Below are 17,368 nucleotides of genomic sequence, written 5' to 3' on the forward strand. Positions count from 1 at the left end.
GACCTGACGCCGCGCGGCCGGATGAAAACCATTCAGACGGAGGTTGGCGCCCATGGCGACGCCGCAGCAGATCCACTATAAGCAGAACCGGCTGAAACAGCTGCGCGCATTCTGTCACGCGGCCCGCACGGGCAGCGTCAGTGCCGCGGCGGAGAAGATCTTCCTGAGTCAGCCGACGGTGTCGTTGCAGATCCAGGCCCTGGAGCGCGAGCTTGATACCGTGCTGTTCGAGCGGCGCGGGCCCAAGATCCGCCTGACACCGGAAGGCGAGCTGCTGTACGAGCTGGCGCAACCGCTGGTGGAGGGTATGGACAAGCTGCACGAGACGTTCTCCGTGCACTGTGGCAGGGTGGATCAGGGCTCGCTCGACATCGCCGCCGGCGAGGCGACCATTCTCTACATCCTGCCGGAGCCCGTGCGCCGCTTCGTCGCGCACTATCCGGGCATCGACCTGCGCCTGCACAACGTGACCGGCCGCGACGGACTCGCGATGCTGCGCGCGGACGAGGTGGACATGGCCGTCGGCTCGATGCTGGAAGTCCCGGACGACATCACCTACCGGCCCGTGGTCACCTATGGCCCGGCGCTGATCACGCCGGCGGACCATCCGCTGGCCAACAAGCAGGACGTCACCCTGGCCGAGATCGCCGAGCACGGACTTATTTTGCCCCCGCGGCACCTCAGTACCTGGCACATGGTGGACTTGATGTTTCGCCAGCAGGAGCTGGACTACAAGGTGACACTCGAGGCCGGTGGTTGGGAGGTGATCAAGAAATATGTCGAGCTGGGGCTGGGGATTTCCATCGTCACCGACCTGTGTTTGACGGGCCGGGAGCGGCTGGGGCGTGTGCCGCTGGACCGCTATTTCCCAAAACGCAGTTACGGTATCGTGCTGCGCCGCGGCAAATTCCTCTCACCGCAGACTAAGCGGTTCCAGGAGATAATGGACCTCGTATTCCCCGGGGAGGCGCAGGACCGGGTGGGACTTCAGCGGCGAGGGGAAGGCGATCTGGGGGACGGCCTGATGGGCTAAGCGCAACCACTGGCGCAAGCTTGTCGCGGTCGTGTCCGAGTGTTCCGAGCTGATGTTTTATCAGCGCGGTCAGGTTGCGCGTTCAGCCGAGCCAATAGGCCACGCTGATGCGTGCACGTTGCTCGGTCGAGTTGTTGTGGCGCAACCCGTTCCGCGAGGCGCCGAAACCAAGCGGTGATTGGCATAAATGACACAATAAGTGTTCAGAATCGTGCAGAAGTCGTTGTTTTGCACGCAAATTTTGTGCCTGCTGTGTACCACGTGCCGAGCTGCCTTATTTATTCTAACGAAATGACACTGAACAAACAGATTGGCCAGCGTCTCCGGTCGGCGCGGTTGGCCCACAAGTACAGCCTGTCAGAGCTTGCCTCGCGGACCCGCACTCTCTCGAAGTCGCGCATCAGCAACTACGAGCAGGGCATTCGCCGCATGGGCATCGAAGAAGCCCAGGAACTCTCAGAGGCATTGGAGGGTGTTACACCAGCCTATCTGCTCTGCCTCGACGACACCTCGCCTCTGGCCGAGGATGAATGGCAACTCATACAGCGCTATCGAATGACCGATGAGCGCGGCCGAGAGTTGATCCAGCACGTCGCGGAGAATGAGGGCAAGTACGTCGTCAAGCGTACTCCGGATGTGGACTCCCCGGAAGTCACGTAATCCCGTACATGCAATTCACGTATAGTGTATGCGCGCTGCCGCGAGTTACGCAAGCGCGTTGTCGACGGCTCGCCCATGCGCGTCGCTCCATACTCGCCGGTCGAGCTTATTTGTCTAGGCTTCACGCCTGAGCCCGCAGGCTGGGCTGACCGGCTCGGGCATCGCGGGGTGGGCGCTGACGCCACCGCTGTCTGCGCGGTTATGGATAGCGGTCGTCTGCCGCTGGGGCTTTTGCCTCAATGTCCGATAACGATCAACCGGCAGCCGTCTTTGTGCTGCTGCCGAGCGTCGTCATCAGCGTCGGCGCGGCATTCTTCTGGCTCATGCGCAACTGAGGCAGGCCGGCTTCCGGGCGTCGCGTCGCGTCGTCACCCTGATCTCTGAGATCCCTGAGCGCAAGGTGCTTTGACCGCGTCGTCCGTGACCATTACAGTTTCGCCGCCGGGCGTGTATCGACCGGTGGGCGAAGACTGTGTGGGTGCGGCAAGGGTACATTGCATGATCAAGGGGATGTCTGGGGTCTTCCGGCAGGCGCGCTGGACCGTCGTGCCGGCGCTCCTACTGTCGTTGGTGGCCTGTGGTGGCAAGGCGCCGCAGCGGGAAGATGACGTTTCGGTGCCTTATGCACCCTCGGCCGAGTTTCCGCTGCCCGCCGGTCTCGAGGACAACGTCGGCTTCTGGGTGAATGTGTACACAAAGTGGGGCAGGGACAAGGTGGTGATCCACGACGATCGCTACCTGGCGATCGTCTATCAGGTGGCGTCGCTGCCGGGTCCCATCGAAGATGTCTACACCCCGGCGCAGAAGGTCTATGTGGACGGGCTGGAGGCGCGCTGGCGCGCGCGGCTGCGCGGGTTGGAAGCCCGGCTCGCCTCCGGGACGCGGCTCAGTCCGGCGGAGCAGGAACTGAAGGCGCAGTTTGAGCGCGAGGGCGGGTCCGGCGCGCTGTTCGGTGCCGCAGAGCGTGTGCGCAGCCAGCGTGGCGTGCGCGAGCGCTATCGCGACGGCCTCGCGCGCAGTGGGCGCTGGGAGCCGGTCTTCCGCGAAGTGTTCCGGCGCCAGGGGTTACCGGAAGATCTGGCGCTTTTGCCGCACGTGGAGTCTTCGTTCCAGGCCAAGGCGCGCTCCAGCGCCGGCGCATCCGGCATGTGGCAGTTCATCCGCGCCACCGGCAGAAATTACATGACTGTCGATGCGTCCATCGACGAGCGGCTTGATCCGGTGCTGGCCGCGGATGGCGCCGCCCGCTACCTGAAGAGCGCCTACGCCAAGCTGGGCAGCTGGCCGCTGGCGCTCACGTCGTACAACCACGGCGTCGGCGGCATGCTGCGTGCCAAGGAGCGTTACGGCACGGACATGGGCCGCATCGTGCGCGACTACGACGGGCGTTACTTCGGCTTTGCGTCGCGCAACTTCTACGCGCAGTTCCTGGCGGCCCGGCACGTCGCCCGCAATGCCGAGCGTTACTTCCCCGAGGGCGTGCACTATCAGCCACCCCTCAGTGATCAGCCCGTGCGGCTGACCTACGCCGTGTCGGTGGACGAACTGGCACAGCATTACCGGGTGCCGCGCTCGTCGTTGGTCGCGCGCAACCTGTCCTGGCTGGATCCGGTGCGCCGCGGCGAACGGCCCGTGCCGGCCGGCACCACCGTCTGGCTGCCCCAGGGGGCGAGCCGACTGGCGCGGGGACAGCCGCGCCCGAGCATGCTATGAGGTCGTTATTCGTGCATTCGCGTATCGCAAAACCGAGCTCCGTGTCCACCGCCCGCCGCCGCCTGCTGCCGCTGCTGGTCGGGTGTGCACTGCTCGCCGGCAGCCCCGCGCTGTGGTCCATGCCGGTGAGCTTGACCGACGGGCTCGCCTCGTATTACGGCGGCGGCTTCAACGGCCGGCGCACGGCCAGCGGCCAGCGCTTCGATCAGCACGCGATGACCGCCGCCCATCGCACGCTGAGCTTCGGCACCAAGGTACGCGTCACCAATGCCCGCAACGGGCGCAGCGTCGTCGTCACCATCAATGACCGCGGACCCTTCGTGCGCGGGCGCATCATCGATCTCTCACGGGGCGCCGCGCGGGCCATCGGCATGCTCGGTGCTGGCGTCGCGCCGGTGCGCCTCGAAGTTGTCGGCCAAGACATCGATGGCGGCGCCCGCAGCTCGCTGTGGCAGCGGGGCAGCCGCTTGCTGATGGAACTGTTTTGATCCGCGCATGCACCGCTTCGCCGGCGCCTGCGACCGTGGCAGGCGGCTGCCGGGCCTTGACCGCGAGGTATGGCATCCATGGCCATCAAGTCTGACCGTTGGATTCGGCGCATGGCGCAGGAGCACCGGCTCATCGAGCCCTTCGAGCCCGCGCAGGTGCGCGAGGCCGATAACGGCGGGCGGGTCATTTCCTATGGCACGTCAAGCTACGGCTACGACATCCGCTGCGCGAATGAATTCAAGATTTTTACCAACATCAACTCGGCGGTGGTGGACCCCAAGCAGTTTGACTCGTCGAGCTTCGTCGACCTGCGAGCCGACGTCTGCATCATCCCGCCCAACTCCTTCGCGCTGGCGCGCACGGTGGAATATCTGCGCATACCCCGCAACGTGCTGACGATCTGCCTCGGCAAGTCGACTTATGCGCGCTGCGGCATCATCGTCAACGTGACGCCGCTGGAGCCGGAGTGGGAGGGGCACGTGACCCTGGAGTTCTCCAACACCACCCCCCTGCCGGCGAAGATCTACGCCAACGAGGGCGTTGCGCAGATTCTGTTCCTGGAGTCCGACGAGCCTTGTGAGACGTCCTACCGCGATCGCGGCGGCAAGTATCAGAACCAGACCGGCGTGACCTTGCCCAAACCTTGATCAGGGGCTAGGGGCTAGTGCAACAGTGCGCAAGTTCCCAGACCGTCTCAGGTCGAGGTCGAGGTCGAGGTCGAGGTCGAGGTCGTGCGGATACTCGATGACGACAACGACCACGACAACGAACATAAGAGTCGCAAAGTTGGCTGAAGCTGCGAACTCGGAACTAGCCCTTGGGAGACGCGGCACGCACGAGGGTCGAGGGCTGGCCTGCACGGTCCAGGCCGTGGCGCTGAAAGCGCGGGTTGGCCGCTTGAAGTCACATTCGGCGAATACGGGGGCAGCCGTTGCTGCGCAATTGCCGCTGCACCAGTGAGCTGATGCGCCGCTGTTCCTCCACCAGCGCACTGGGCGGCGGCGGCGAGCGCTTCAGCAGGGACTCTGCTTGCCGGAGGTCGTTGCAGCGGGCGTGGCCTTGGGGAGCCAGGGTGGCGCGGTAGACATGAGCCGATGCGCCGTACAGGAAGCCGAGGGCACTGCTGGGCACCTCGCGGCGGGCATCCTGGGCCGCGATCAAGAGCTTCTCGTTTTCGCGATCCAGCTTCTGCTCCTTGACGTCGTCGAGCCGATTGCGCCGTTCGCTGAGCGTGAGCAGGAGGCCGCCGTGATATGACACCCGGCTGCGGGCGCTTTTCTGCGGCTGCAAGGCCAGCGCCTTGCGGTACCCGGTCTCGGCGCAGTCCAGCAGGTGGCGCATCTTGGCATCCTGAGCGGAGGCGCTCTGCGGTTGCTCGATGGCGAGCCGCAGACAGGCGTCGCCCTTCACCGCATGGGACTTGGCGCAGGCCTCGGTGCGGTCGTTGCAGTGGATGTCGGTCACGGCGATGGAGTTGAAGTCCCCGGCGACGGCGTGTGCTGGTAGCGTATTGCCGAGCCCACCGTCGGTGGTGCTGGCGCAGCCTGCGGCGAGGATGGCGGTCAGGAGCGCCGCCGGCAAAAGGGCAAACCCGAGTCTCACGCGACGCACTCCGCTGTCTGGGGCCGGACTGATGAAAGATGTCGCCACGCACCGCACCCGCGTCGCCGACCACATCACTGAAGCCCGGCAATAATCGCATACTCCCATGCCGGCCATCGTGCAAACGCTCACGGCGCGCCCTGCCTGCACGCATCGTTCAGGTCGGGGAAGAACGTGTGGCGCAGTACCAGGTAGCCGAACAGCACCACGAACACGGAGGTCAGCACGTCACTGATGAAGTGCCCGCCAGCGGCCATGCGCGCAACACCGACGAGCGCCGTGTACAACGCCGCCAACACGACCCACCATGAGCGTGGCCCAGCGAGCAGGTGTGCAACCGCGATCAGGTAGGCGGCTGCCGCCACGTGTCCCGAGCTGAATGATCCACCGTTGCCTTTGGCGGGGACGAAAGCCGGGGTAAAGGGCCGCTCGCCGCCAAATGTGCTTGTCTGCACCGGTCGCGCGCGTCCCCAGTGTTCCTTGAGGCCCTGATTCACGAGCAGCCCCGGGAACAGTGCCAGCACACACAGTAGCAGTAGCAGCTTGCGCCCGGTGAGGTCCAGGAACCGACGCCCGCGCCATCGGTTCGCTGCCCAGACGGCGATCAATGCCAGGTTGCCGGCGACCATCAACACGGCCACCGAGCGATACACCACTTGCTCCCAGATCGTCCCTTGGGCGCCGAAGCCGACCCCCGCGGTGTAGAACAGGCCGGCCACCGCCGGGTCGATCCGCGGAAAGGCGAGCATCGCGTCGGCGAAGAGGAAGAAGACAATCAACCAGCCGACGGGGATGCCGGCGATCGGGTGGCGGAACGGCTCCAGCCGGCGCGGGAGCCAGCGATCCGCGCCCGGCGCCGGCGACGGGGGGTCCGCGGGCATTGCGGCAGGCGGGCCCGCGTCAGAAGAGCGTATAAATGAAGGGAGCTACCGCGGAGCCCTGCGCCAGCACCAGCAGTACGCCTAGCAGCAGCATGACGACGATAATGGGCGCAAGCCAGAATTTCTTGCGCTCGCGCATGAAACCCCAAAGGTCGCGCAGCAGATCGATCATGGTGTGAGGGTCTTCGCAGTTCTGTGTTGGCCGGCGTCTGGGTCAGGGCGTCTGGGTCAGGTCTTGCCGCCGGTTGGCGTCAGGGGGCAGGACCCGGAGCAGCTTCAGGGTACCTCGAAAAATTCGAGGTTCCCTTCACGGAGACCGCAGTAACGCGTCAAATTTCGTTACGAGGGTCGGGCACAGCCCCAAAGCTGTGGCAGTATAACCGATTACCGACGGCGGCTCGCAGTCGTGGCTCGCTGCTTCCGACCTCTCCCGCAGATCCGGCGAGAGTGCCTCGCCGCCGGCAAGCCAGTCGCCGTGTGTGCCCCGCACCTTGTCCCCCGCATCCAGACTTGTCTCGTTTTGCTATGAAGCGCTTGTTTTTCTATGGCCTTTGGTTTGCTTTCGTGGCGCTGCTCCTGCAGTTGGCCGGTTGGGTCTATATATCCATGGGTCACGCCAAGTCCCTTGAAGGGTATGGCTATCCCGCCGGCTTGTTCGTGCCTGATCCACGCTTGGGTTATGCTTATCGACCCGGCTTTTCCGGTCGCTTCAACGGCCCCGGCTACCACGAAATTCCCATTGAGATCAACGAGCAAGGCTTTCGGGATGCGCCATTCGAGCCGACCTCCGAGGATCGGGCACGAATTGCCTTCCTCGGTGATTCCGTGGTGTTCGGCGCCGGTGTGCGTGCCGAGGACCGCTTCACCGATTGCCTCGAAGCGGAGGGCGATGGGGCTGAGCCCGGCACCAAACCGCCGTCGATCCTGAACCTCGGGGTCAACTCCTACACCTTCGACCACTACCTGGAAATTGCCCGGCAGGACTTCTTCGGGCTGAAGCCGTCCGCAGTGGCGGTGGGCCTGACGCTGAACGATTTTGCGCCGATGGACGCCTCCGGCCCCGCGCGCCGCATGCGCCGCCATGCCGAGGGTCTGCACACCCCCGAATGGTTCCAGCGCATCAGGGAGCGTGTTGCCGGCACCTACGCCGTCCGCTTCCTGTCCGCGCTGCGCATCCGGCTCCGCTACCTGCTGATGAACACCGACAAGCGCGAGGAATACCACACCAAGTGGATGCGGACCGTGGTGGCGGCCTGGCAGCGGCCGCAGATCCAGGCCAGCTTCGCTGCGGATCTCGACCGCTTCGCGGCGCTGATGAACAAGGACCAGATGCCGTTCGGTTTCGTCGTCTTCCCGGAGCTGAACGACGTCTTGCACCCGGAGGTTTTCTCCGGGCCCCGGCGGACGGTTTTGGCGTTGCTCAGGGAGCGGAACCTCAAGGTGTGTGACCCTTATGAAGACTTCGCCCGCCAGCCGGATCCGCAACGGCTCTTCCTCGCCCACGACGACGTGCACTACAACGCCGCCGGGCACCGGCTGATGTGCTCGGCGGTGCGGCGCTGCCTAAACGATTGGGGGTTCCTGACGCCCTGAGGGGGCCGCGGGCGCATCCGCGGCCAGCGCTTCGCTCAGGAAGGCGCCGGTGGCAGCCCCATCGCCGCCAAATAGGCACTGACAGCGGGCTCGATGGCGTAGGGTCGCGCGGCCGACGCGAGCTCGGCCCGTGCAGGGGGCACCGCCAGCGTCTCCGCCATGGCATCCGCCAGCGCGGCGTCGTCCCCCACGGGCACCAGCCGCCCGTAGCGCCCGTCGTGCAGGATCTCGCGCGGGCCGCTGGGGCAGTCCGTGGACACCACGGGCGTACCCAGCGCCAGGGCCTCGATGAGCACGAAACCGAGTCCTTCCCAACGCGACGTGAAGGCGAACAGGTCCGCATGTGCGAGGTAAGGGTAGGGCTCGGCGACGAAGCCCGGCAGCGCCACGTCCGCCGCGATGCCGAGCGATTGCGCCAGGTCCAGCAGCCGCTGGCGCTGGCCGCCGCGGCCCAGGATCATGAGCCGGCAGGGCCGACGCGCGCGCAGCCGGGCGAAGCCGCGCAGCAGGGTCGGGAAGTCCTTGCGGGGGCCCAGTTCGCCCATGCCCAGCACCAACGGCACCTCGGGGTCGCCGAGCCAAGGGTGTGCCGGCGGCGGTGGCGGCGCCTCGAACAGGCGCTCCGGCACGACCGGTGACGGCACGATGCGGATCAGGTGCCGATCGAGGCCGGCGAATGCGGCAAGGTCTTCGGCGACGCCGCGGCTCGGCACCAAGACGGCGTCCGCGAAGCGGTACAGGTGGTGCATCGACGCCCGCTGCAGGTTGCGCTCCAGGCGGCCGCGGCTGGCCAGGTTCACCGACACCGTGGTGCCGAGGCGCAGCAGCAGCCGCGTGTCGACGCGGGCCATTGCGCGCGCCAGCAGCGCCGTGCGGTTGACCCGGTCCTTGTCCGCCAGCAACGCGGCTGGACGTGCCCGGCGCAGATACCGCACAAGCGCCGGCAGGCAGGCGTAGGTGCTGCGGTGGCCGAGGTCGATGACGCGCAGATTCGGGTGGGTCGCCGCGAGCTCCGGGCCGTGGCCGCGGACCTTGAGCAGGTCCACACGGTAGCCGCGCGCGGCCATGCCCGGCAACAGGTGCCGGGCGATGCGGTCTACGCCGCTGTGGCCGGAGGTGGAGAAGAAGCAGGCGATGGGACCGGAGCTCTGTTCCACTGCCGCCTCAACCACGGCGTGCTTCCGAGGCGTGCCGCGCCAGCCGGTCCTCGGGACGTGCTGCCGCGGCGGACTTCCGGGCCTTGGCCGGATGCCGCGCCTCGTAGCGCAGTATCCGCCACACGTGCAGCCAGTCGTCGCCGCAGGGACTCGCATCCGGCCAGGCGATGTCCGGGACCCGGTGCAAGGGCAGGCCGCGGCAGTCGAACAGGGTTTCGGACTCGGTGCGGCGGAAGCCCGGGATCTTCGGCACGGCATACTTCCAGACCACCAGCGTGAAGCCGGTTTGGCGCAATTGTTCGAGTTGCGGGATGGGGACGATCTCACCGAGACCGTACTCCGACGGGCGGGTGAGGCCGGGCCACTGGCCGACCGGCGCGCCGGCACCGTAGAAGTTCAGCATCGCCGCGGTCTGATAGCGGTCCGCAAAGAGCGGTGCATGGCCGATTTCGGCCACACGGGCGGCGAGTGCCGGATAGCCATGGGTCTCGCGCAGGATGCGGTCCGCCTTGTGCGGTAGGGGCAGGGCGGCGGTGGCAGCGTGCGCGGCGTAAAGACTCAGCAGCAGGACGTTGGCGATGGCGCCGGCGGCCGCCCAGCGCGCCAGCGGACGCACGGCGGCGGCCAGCAGGGGGGCGGCGCCGACGATATAGAGCGCGGGCCAGTTGGCCTCGATGGAGCCGCCAGCGGCGATGCTGCCGAACAACACCAGGGGCGTCAGGGCCGCGGCGCCCAGCAGCACCCGGGCCGGCACCGACAGCGCGTCGCGCAGCTCGGCGAGCGAGCGGACCCAGCGACCGCCGGTGAAGGGAGCTGCAAGGGCAACCAGCAGCGGCAGGCCCCAGAACAGCAGCTGTACCAGGATGAAGTTGCCGATGCCCGTCAGCCGCTCGCCGGTTTCGGCCGGCACCGCGCTCGCGTGCTCGCCCGCGTGCGGGACCGCGGCGCCGAGCAGTCGATCCGCCGGCAGCGACAGGGCGCCCGTGTCCGTCGTGAATCCATGTCCGAACTGGAAGCGCAGTGAGAGCCAGTCGTGCTGTGCGTTCCAGACCAGGTTCGGCAGGAACACCAGCAAGGCGATGAGCCCACCCAGGTACGGCCAGGGCGTGCGCAGCGCGCGCCGGTCCACGCTCAACAGAGCGACCAGGAACACCGGGCCGATCATGACCATCGTGTACTTGCCGAGCAGGCCGAGTCCGGTGGCGGCACCGGCGGTGAGCCAACGCCACCGCTGCCGGCCATCTTCGCCCTGGAGCGCCGCCAGCGCCTCGTGCAAGGCGAGCACCCAGAACAGCGCCAGCATCGTGTCCGGCGTCGTGAGCACGCCTGAGATCAGCCCCGGAAAGGTCGCCGCCGCGAGCAGCAGCGACAGCGACAACAGGGGCTCCCGGCGGATGCCGCAGGCGTAGTACAGCCGCCACAGTGCCAGCAGCGTCAGGGTGCTCACGAGCAGGGCACCGAGGCGCGCGGCCAGCGCGGAGCCCGGCAGGAGTTGCACGCCGAGGCCAAGCAACGCCACGCCCGGGGGGTGGTCGAAATAGCCCCAGGCGAGTGCGCGGGCCCAATCGTAGTAGTAGGCCTCGTCCTGCGCCACCGGCGTCAACCAGGCGGCGAGCACGCGCCACAGGGTCACCGCGATGACGATGCCGAGCGGTGAGCGCACGGCTCGCGCGAGTCGGGCCGATGTGGAGTTCATGACGGACACGACTCAGCGCTGCCCTTGTAGGGTGTGGATCATGGCGCCTCGGCTTCGCGCGCGGCGACCCCGAAGAAGACCATGGCCAGATACCAGATCAGCGCGGACATGAAGTGGGCATACAGCGACAGGGTCGCGCTCAGCGGGAAGGCGGCGAGCAGCAGGGCGATGCCCCAGGGCACGGCCTCGTACTGCCGGCGCCGCGTCAGGTGCATGATCGCCGTGGCGATCAGCACCAGGAACAGCGCGTAGCCGAAGAGGCCGATGGTGCCGGTCTCCGCCGCCACCTCCAGCAGGAACAGGTGCGGCTGGCCGCGGAAAACCTTGTCGCCGTTGGAATAGTCGGGGTATGAGAACTTGTAGTTCCTGACACCGATGCCGTTGACGGGATGGTGCGCGTACATCCGCGCCGCTGCCTGCCAGTGCGGCAGCCGGTTGTTCACCGCGGCATTGACCTGCGCGTAATCGCCCGAGAAGAGTCCGCCCAGGCGCACGACGCGCTTCTCCAGCCAGTTCGTCTGCGCCACGGCGATGGCGGCCACCACCATCACCACGGACACGATGAGTGCGACGCGGCGCAGCCGCAGTCGGATGCCCATGGCGAGCAGCAGTCCGCTGTAGAGCGCCAGGGAAAGCAGCATCAGCATCCAGGCGATGCGGCTGCCGCCGTAGAGGACCACCAGCAGGTATGGAAACACCAACAGCCACAGGGGCCGCCGGCGCGTGCCGAAGCGCACCAGCGCATGGAAGAACACCGGCGACATGGCCGCCAGCACCACCGTCAGGCGCGGCCCCATCATGCCGGACAGACGCTCGCCCGCGAAGGCCTCATTGCCGAAGAAGTCGACGCCGGTCACGAACTGAAACAGCGCATCCGCCCCCCAGTACAACAGGACCGCGAAGGCCCCGGCGAGCAGGGCACGCGTGGTGCCGTAGCGCACGAAGGCGCCGATCCAGAGGTAGCCGGCCAACAGGTAGATCAGGTAACGGGCGGTGGCGGTCGCGGCCACCTGCGGGTACTCCGCGTCCAACACGGACACCAGCATCGGTATCCACAGGCACGCGAAGGCGGCGGCGAAGAGCAGGAACCAGCGCTCCCGCGGCCACTCGCGCCGCCGCAGCAGCACAAAGACGCCGCCCAGCGCGAGCACCGCGAGAAAGAACCGAAACAGCTCCGCGATGGAGAAGAACAGCAGCAGCAGCGTTGCCGCTGCCACCGGCCAGGACGCCGCGACGCGCGACCAGAACTGTGCGGCGGGCGGCCCGCTCGAATCGCGATCGCTGTGCATCATGGTGTTGGCTTGTCCTGCAAATGCGTGCTTGCGGACGCGTCGCTGCGGCCGTGTTGGCGTCATGCCGCGCGGCCGCGGTCATGGGCCGGGACGGCCAGGGACGCCGCGGCGACGCGGTCAGTCGGTGGTGTCGGCGAGCTTCAGTGTCTCCAGCAGTCGCGCACAGAATTGCTGTTTCGAGCCCGTGGAGTAGTCGCCGGGATGTGCGTGGGCGAATGCCTTGAAATAGAGGAACAACAGATACTTGAACGTCGTCTCGGCGTTGGGGGCGCGGCTCAGTGCCCGCGCCAGTGTGGCGCCGACCTCGGCGCGCCCGGCGACCCGGTGCACGAGGCCGTCGAACCCGTACGCGGCGTTGCCGAGTACGATGACAGGCCGGTCGAATACCAGCGCCTCCAGGCCAACCGTGGAGTTTACCGTAACCACGGCCGCCGCCGCCGGCAGGATGCGGCGCACGTCGCCGCCGTCGAGCCAGAGCACCTGCGGAAAGCGCCGGATCACTGGGTCGTAGTCCGTTTTGTGCCGGTCGGCCGGGTGCAGCTTGACCACCAGGCCGGTATCCGGGGCCACCTCGGCCAGGGCCGCCACCAGGTCCGCGATGGCCTCGTCGAGGCGCGGGCCGTAGACGGGCGAGTGCACCGTCAACTGGCTGTCCTGGCGGACTTGGAGCGGAAAGAACACGAAGCGCTCCGGCAGCGCCGGCGGCGGATGCGGCACCAGGCGATTGATCCGCCGGCGCGGCTCGCGGTCGCGAAGATCGATGAGCGCCTGCACCAGGTAGGCGAGCGGCGAGGCGCTGAGCTCGCGCGGGCGCGGTACCCGCGGCGCCACGCGCTCGCCACGCCGATAGCCGTCCAGCAGCTGGCGCAGGGTGTCGCGCTCGCTGTCCGTCCATTGCAGCGCGAGTATCTGCTCGAGACGGGTGTGGGCGGGGCCGAAGGAGGCCGCCGCATTGACGCCCATGGGATCGAGCTGCATGGTGCCGGGCAGGTAACCGTTCTCGCCGTAGGCGACGGGTATGCCGTGGTAGCCTGCGATCTGCGCCGCGATACCCGCGGCGAGTCCGGAGCCGTTCCAACAGAACAGGCCGTCCGGTGCTCTGTGGTCGAGAAAGTCACGCACCGAGCGCTCCACGGCCCGATACTCGGGGCTGGCCGTTGCCACTGCCTCCCGGTGCCGCGGCAGGCGCAGGCCCGCCATCAGTGCATCCGGATCGATGTCTGGAGCATGCCAATACGACCCCGCTGCCCCGCGCCGCCGCCGAAGGGCGCCGATGCGCTCGGGCGCCGGGGCGTGTCCGCAGTTGCGCAGGATGCTGCGCGGTTTCGGGCGGCGCGCATAGAACGCCGACTGTATTGTTGCGGGCAGTTCCGCGCTGGCGGCGCACAGGAACGGCGCCAGGCGCATTCCCGGGTCGATGAAGGCGATGGTTCGGCGCGGCATGTCCAACTGAGACCCGTGCGTGCGGGCGCAACTGCGGCTATCGTGGCGGTTGTGTTCGGGCAACGCCGACGGGCTCGACCCCCTGGGCCAGGCTCGATGCCGACCCCGATTCCGAACAGGCTTCATCCAATCATCGGCTTCTCTGCAAGGTTGTCGCAAGTGGCTCGCAGATGAACGAGGTTACACCGCAGGCAGGGCGGGTCGCCTCCATCCTGATCGTCCGGCTCTCCGCCATCGGCGACGTCCTCTTCGCGACGCCGCTCATCGCGGCCCTGCGCCGCACCTATCCGCAGGCGCGCATCGCCTGGCTGGTGCAGTCGGAGTACCGCGAGCTGCTGGCGGCGCATCCGGACCTGGACCTCGTCATTCCCTGTCCGATCCGCCGCTGGCGCCGGGACTGGCGGCGAGGGCAGCTCCGGCAGGTCCTGCGGGAGATCGGCGCACTGCGCCGGCTGCTGCGGCGCCAGCGCTTCGACCTCGCGCTGGATCTCCAGGGTCTGCTGAAGAGCGGGGCGCTCACCTGGCTCTCCGGTGCGCGGCGGCGCATCGGCCTCGGCTCGCGCGAGGGCAGCGGGCTGCTGATGACCCGCGTGCTCGCGCCACGGCCTGAGAGCGCGCGCATCGGCTCCGAGTACCTGTTCCTGGCCGCTGCACTGGGGCTGGATGTCGACGACTTCGGCATGGCCATGCACTATGGGTCCGACGCCGCCGCGGCCGCCGGCCGGATGCTGGACGCCCATGGCCTCGGCGACGGCTTCATCGCGGCCTGTCCGTTCACCACGCGGCCGCAGAAGCACTGGCTCGCCGAGCGCTGGGCCGGGCTCGCGGTGCGGGTCCGGGACGAGCACGGGTTGCCCGTGGCCCTGCTGGGCGGACCGGCGGATCGTGCCGCCGGTGAGAAGATGGCCACGGCCGCGGGCACTGCGGCGGTCAACCTCGCGGGCAGCACCTCGCTGTCGCAGGCGGCGGCGCTGATCGCCCGCAGCCGCGCGGTGGTGGGCGTGGACACGGGCCTGAGCCACATGGGTATTGCACTCCGGCGGCCCACCCTGCTGCTATTCGGCGCCACCTGCCCGTACACCGATACCACTCGCGCCGACGCCCGCGTGCTCTACCATGCCCGCGCCTGCGCGCCCTGCCGCCGCCGGCCCACGTGCGACGGGCGCTTCGACTGCATGCGTGACATCGGCACCGAAGAGGTGCTGGCGGCGCTGCGCCAACTGCCGGGGTTGCGGACATGAAGATCCTGCACGTGGAGGGCGGCGCCGAGCTCTACGGCGGCGCCAAGCAGGTGCTGTACCTGCTAGAAGGGCTCGCCGCCCAGGGCATCGAGAACCATCTTGCCTGCCGTAGCGGGTGTGATCTCGCCCGCCAAGCCGCGCCCTTCGCAGCGGTGCACGGCATGGCGATGCGAGGCGACCTCGATTTCGGCCTCATCGGCCGGCTGGGCCGGCTGATGGACGCGTGCAGTCCCGATCTGGTCCACCTGCACAGCCGCATCGGTGCCGACGTCATGGGCGGCATCGCGGCACGTCGCCGCGGTCTGCCCGTCGTGCACACCCGGCGCGTGGACAATCCGGAGCCGCGTTGGCTGGTGGCTTGGAAATACCGCCTCCACGACCGTGTGGTCGCCATCTCCGAGGGCATCGCGCGGGTGTTGCGCGCGGAGGGCCTGCCGGAGCACAAGCTGCGCGTCGTGCGCAGCGCGGTGGCCGCGTCGCGTTACGACGGGCCGCGCGACCCGATGCACTGCCGCGACGAGCTCGACCTCGCGGCGGACACGCCCGCCATCGGCGTCATCGCGCAATTGATCGAGCGCAAAGGTCACCAGGTGCTCCTGGATGCGCTGCCGCGCCTGCTCGCCGTGCACCCGCGCCTGGCGGTGTTCTTTTTCGGCAAGGGGCCGCTGGCGGGCGCGTTGCAGGAGCAGATCGACGACCGCGGGCTCGCCGCGCGGGTGCGGCTGATGGGCTTCCGCGAGGACCTCGCCGGGTTGCTGTCCTGTCTCGACATCGTCGTCCATCCGGCGCTGATGGAGGGCCTCGGCGTGTCGCTGCTGCAGGCCGCCGCGGCCGGCGTGCCCATCGTCGCGAGCGCCGTCGGCGGCATCCCCGAGGCGGTGCAGGACGGCGTCAACGGCCGCCTGGTGCCGCCGGGCGACCCGGCGCGCCTGGCCGCGGCCGTGCACGAGTTGCTTCGCGATCCCGCGCTGCGGACCCGGCTCGGCGCCGGCGGGCGGCGGCTGGTGCGCGAGTCCTTCTCGGTGGAAGGCATGGTCAACGGCAATCTGGCCGTCTATCGGGAGCTGCTTTAGCGGCCATCGGGCGCGAGCGTGCTGGTACAACAGCGCGCAAGTCCCGAGACCGTCTCATGTCGTTGTCGTGGTCGGTCTCGTAATCCTGGGCTCAACCGAGCGGATATTCGATGACGACTCCGATTTACGAACGACAACGACAACGACAACGACAACGACGGAGCCCGGTCTCGGAATTTCCGCAGCGAAGCACTAGCCACGCTGCTCCGCCACCCGGTCGAGCACTGCCAGATAGCGCCGGGCGCTCACGACGGCGGCATACTCTTGCACCGCTGCCTTCAGCACGGCAGGCGCCAATGGCGCATCCAGCGCCTGCGCAAGCGCCGTGGCCAGTGCCCGCACGTCGCCCATGGGCACCAGCGGGCCGTAGCGGCCACCGGCGAGGATCTCGCGTGGCCCGCTCGGACAGTCGGTCGCCACCACCGGCGTGCCGAGGGCCATGGCCTCGGTGAGCACGTTGGGCGAGCCTTCCCACCGCGAGGACAGGGCGAACAGCCGCGCACTGGCCAGGAACGGGTAGGGATTCGGCCGGAAGCCCGCCAGATCCACGTCCGCGGCGACGCCGAGCGTCTTTGCCAGCGCCGTCAGGCGCTCGCGCCAGGCGCCCTCACCCAACAGCACCAGCCGGACCGGTCGCCGGGCGCGCAACGATGCAAAGGCACGCAGTAGGGTCGGGAAGTCCTTCTGCCGCTCCAGCCGGCCGGCGCCCAGGATCACCGGCGCCGCCGCCTGGGCCTCGGGACTGAGCCAGGGGTGCGGGCAAGGCATGGCCGCCCGCGCGGCGAGCGACGCCGTGATGACCGGATTGCGGATGACGCTGATGCGCTCGCGCGGCAAGCCCGCGACCCGCGCGGTGTCATCCGCCACACCCTCCGACACGGCGATGATGTGCTCGATTTGCCGCCAGCTCCGCCGCGCCGGGGCGGTGCGCAGCCAGCGCCGCAGCGGGTGCCGGTGGGCGAGCGCACCGGACAGGTCGGTGCCGAGGCGCATGACGATGGGCACGGGCACCTGCGCGAGCTTGCGTGCCAGCACCGCGGCGCGCCCGGCGCGATCCTTCGCGGCCAGCAGCACCGCCGGCCGCTCGCTGCGCAGGTGCCGGGCGAGGGCGCCCGCGGCCGCCAGGCTGTGGCGAGCGCCGAGGTCGATGCGGCGTACCGATGCCGGCAGGTCTTGCAGGTGTGGGCTTTCCGTGCGGATGGTAAGCAGGTCCACGGGCCGGCCGAGCTCGGCGAAGCCTTGCAGCAGGTTGACGAGCATGCGCTCGACGCCGCCGGCGCCGGAGAAGGAGGCGAGCACGCTGATCCGCGGTTCGTGTTGTGACATCAGTGACCTTGACGCAATCCGCGCGCTGTGGGCCGGCCCGGGCGCAGGTGCGCGGGCCATGATCGGGGACAGCTTCGAGGCACGCGTCCGGGGCAGTGGCCCCCGGTGGCCCGGTACAATGGCGAGCCGAGCCCCGCCGAAGCGCAGGGGCCATTGTGCTATAGTCTAT

Annotated in this window: 16 protein-coding genes; 8 read left to right on the top strand and 8 right to left on the bottom strand. The window is 68.3% G+C overall.

From position 1 onward, the window contains the following. Nucleotides 1–52 precede the first annotated feature (52 nt). The 5 genes from LJE69_RS14295 to dcd all read left to right on the top strand — a co-directional run bounded on the left by LJE69_RS14295 (nucleotide 53) and on the right by dcd (nucleotide 4,542). Nucleotides 53–1,033, top strand: coding sequence for a LysR family transcriptional regulator (locus tag LJE69_RS14295; protein ID WP_296926220.1), 981 nt, complete (start codon nucleotides 53–55; stop codon nucleotides 1,031–1,033). A gap of 291 nt (nucleotides 1,034–1,324) precedes the next feature. Then, a complete protein-coding gene (locus LJE69_RS14300; RefSeq protein ID WP_296926221.1) occupies nucleotides 1,325–1,693 on the top strand; it encodes a helix-turn-helix transcriptional regulator in 369 nt (122 codons plus the stop codon). A gap of 498 nt (nucleotides 1,694–2,191) precedes the next feature. Next, nucleotides 2,192–3,406, top strand: coding sequence for a lytic transglycosylase domain-containing protein (locus tag LJE69_RS14305; protein ID WP_296926224.1), 1,215 nt, complete (start codon nucleotides 2,192–2,194; stop codon nucleotides 3,404–3,406). Nucleotides 3,407–3,447: 41 nt separating this feature from the next. After that, a complete protein-coding gene (locus LJE69_RS14310; protein WP_296926226.1) occupies nucleotides 3,448–3,894 on the top strand; it encodes a septal ring lytic transglycosylase RlpA family protein in 447 nt (148 codons plus the stop codon). Nucleotides 3,895–3,972: 78 nt separating this feature from the next. After that, the gene (dcd, locus tag LJE69_RS14315) at nucleotides 3,973–4,542 is read left to right on the top strand and encodes a dCTP deaminase (protein WP_296926228.1); all 570 of its coding nucleotides are present in this window, start codon (nucleotides 3,973–3,975) and stop codon (nucleotides 4,540–4,542) included. A gap of 256 nt (nucleotides 4,543–4,798) precedes the next feature. Here the strand turns inward: dcd and LJE69_RS14320 are convergent, their stop codons facing one another. The 3 genes from LJE69_RS14320 to LJE69_RS14330 all read right to left on the bottom strand — a co-directional run bounded on the left by LJE69_RS14320 (nucleotide 4,799) and on the right by LJE69_RS14330 (nucleotide 6,550). Next, complete coding sequence (locus LJE69_RS14320; RefSeq protein ID WP_296926231.1) at nucleotides 4,799–5,497, bottom strand: hypothetical protein; 699 nt, start codon at nucleotides 5,495–5,497, stop codon at nucleotides 4,799–4,801. A gap of 128 nt (nucleotides 5,498–5,625) precedes the next feature. Beyond that, complete coding sequence (locus LJE69_RS14325) at nucleotides 5,626–6,378, bottom strand: phosphatase PAP2 family protein (protein ID WP_296926232.1); 753 nt, start codon at nucleotides 6,376–6,378, stop codon at nucleotides 5,626–5,628. A gap of 19 nt (nucleotides 6,379–6,397) precedes the next feature. After that, nucleotides 6,398–6,550, bottom strand: a complete 153-nt coding sequence (locus tag LJE69_RS14330; protein WP_296926234.1) for a DUF5989 family protein — start codon at nucleotides 6,548–6,550, stop codon at nucleotides 6,398–6,400. A 353-nt stretch (nucleotides 6,551–6,903) separates the two neighbouring features. On the opposite strand from LJE69_RS14330, the gene LJE69_RS14335 reads away from it, so the two are divergent. Then, on the top strand, nucleotides 6,904–7,971 hold the full coding sequence (locus LJE69_RS14335; protein WP_296926236.1) for a hypothetical protein: 1,068 nt from the start codon (nucleotides 6,904–6,906) through the stop codon (nucleotides 7,969–7,971). Between the two features lie 35 nt (nucleotides 7,972–8,006). Here LJE69_RS14335 and LJE69_RS14340 read toward each other — a convergent pair whose 3' ends face one another. From LJE69_RS14340 to LJE69_RS14355, 4 genes are all read right to left on the bottom strand, one after another. Then, nucleotides 8,007–9,143: a glycosyltransferase gene (locus LJE69_RS14340; RefSeq protein ID WP_296926238.1), complete on the bottom strand. Its 1,137-nt coding sequence runs from the start codon at nucleotides 9,141–9,143 to the stop codon at nucleotides 8,007–8,009. Then, on the bottom strand, nucleotides 9,136–10,824 hold the full coding sequence (locus LJE69_RS14345; protein WP_296926239.1) for a glycosyltransferase family 39 protein: 1,689 nt from the start codon (nucleotides 10,822–10,824) through the stop codon (nucleotides 9,136–9,138). The genes LJE69_RS14340 and LJE69_RS14345 overlap by 8 nt, the downstream gene beginning before the upstream one ends. Nucleotides 10,825–10,862: 38 nt before the next feature. After that, complete coding sequence (locus LJE69_RS14350; protein WP_296926241.1) at nucleotides 10,863–12,116, bottom strand: O-antigen ligase family protein; 1,254 nt, start codon at nucleotides 12,114–12,116, stop codon at nucleotides 10,863–10,865. A 117-nt stretch (nucleotides 12,117–12,233) separates the two neighbouring features. Then, entirely contained in the window at nucleotides 12,234–13,559 is a 1,326-nt protein-coding gene (locus tag LJE69_RS14355; protein WP_296926243.1) for a capsular biosynthesis protein, read from the bottom strand. A gap of 170 nt (nucleotides 13,560–13,729) precedes the next feature. On the opposite strand from LJE69_RS14355, the gene LJE69_RS14360 reads away from it, so the two are divergent. After that, a complete protein-coding gene (locus LJE69_RS14360; protein ID WP_296926245.1) occupies nucleotides 13,730–14,800 on the top strand; it encodes a glycosyltransferase family 9 protein in 1,071 nt (356 codons plus the stop codon). Then, nucleotides 14,797–15,873, top strand: a complete 1,077-nt coding sequence (locus LJE69_RS14365; protein ID WP_296926247.1) for a glycosyltransferase — start codon at nucleotides 14,797–14,799, stop codon at nucleotides 15,871–15,873. Before LJE69_RS14360 ends, LJE69_RS14365 begins: the two co-directional genes overlap by 4 nt. A 192-nt stretch (nucleotides 15,874–16,065) precedes the next feature. Here LJE69_RS14365 and LJE69_RS14370 read toward each other — a convergent pair whose 3' ends face one another. Beyond that, nucleotides 16,066–17,199, bottom strand: a complete 1,134-nt coding sequence (locus LJE69_RS14370) for a glycosyltransferase (protein WP_296926249.1) — start codon at nucleotides 17,197–17,199, stop codon at nucleotides 16,066–16,068. Nucleotides 17,200–17,368: the final 169 nt, after the last annotated feature.

The sequence above is a fragment of the Thiohalocapsa sp. genome (assembly GCF_022340605.1).
Taxonomy (GTDB): Bacteria; Pseudomonadota; Gammaproteobacteria; order Chromatiales; family Chromatiaceae; genus Thiohalocapsa.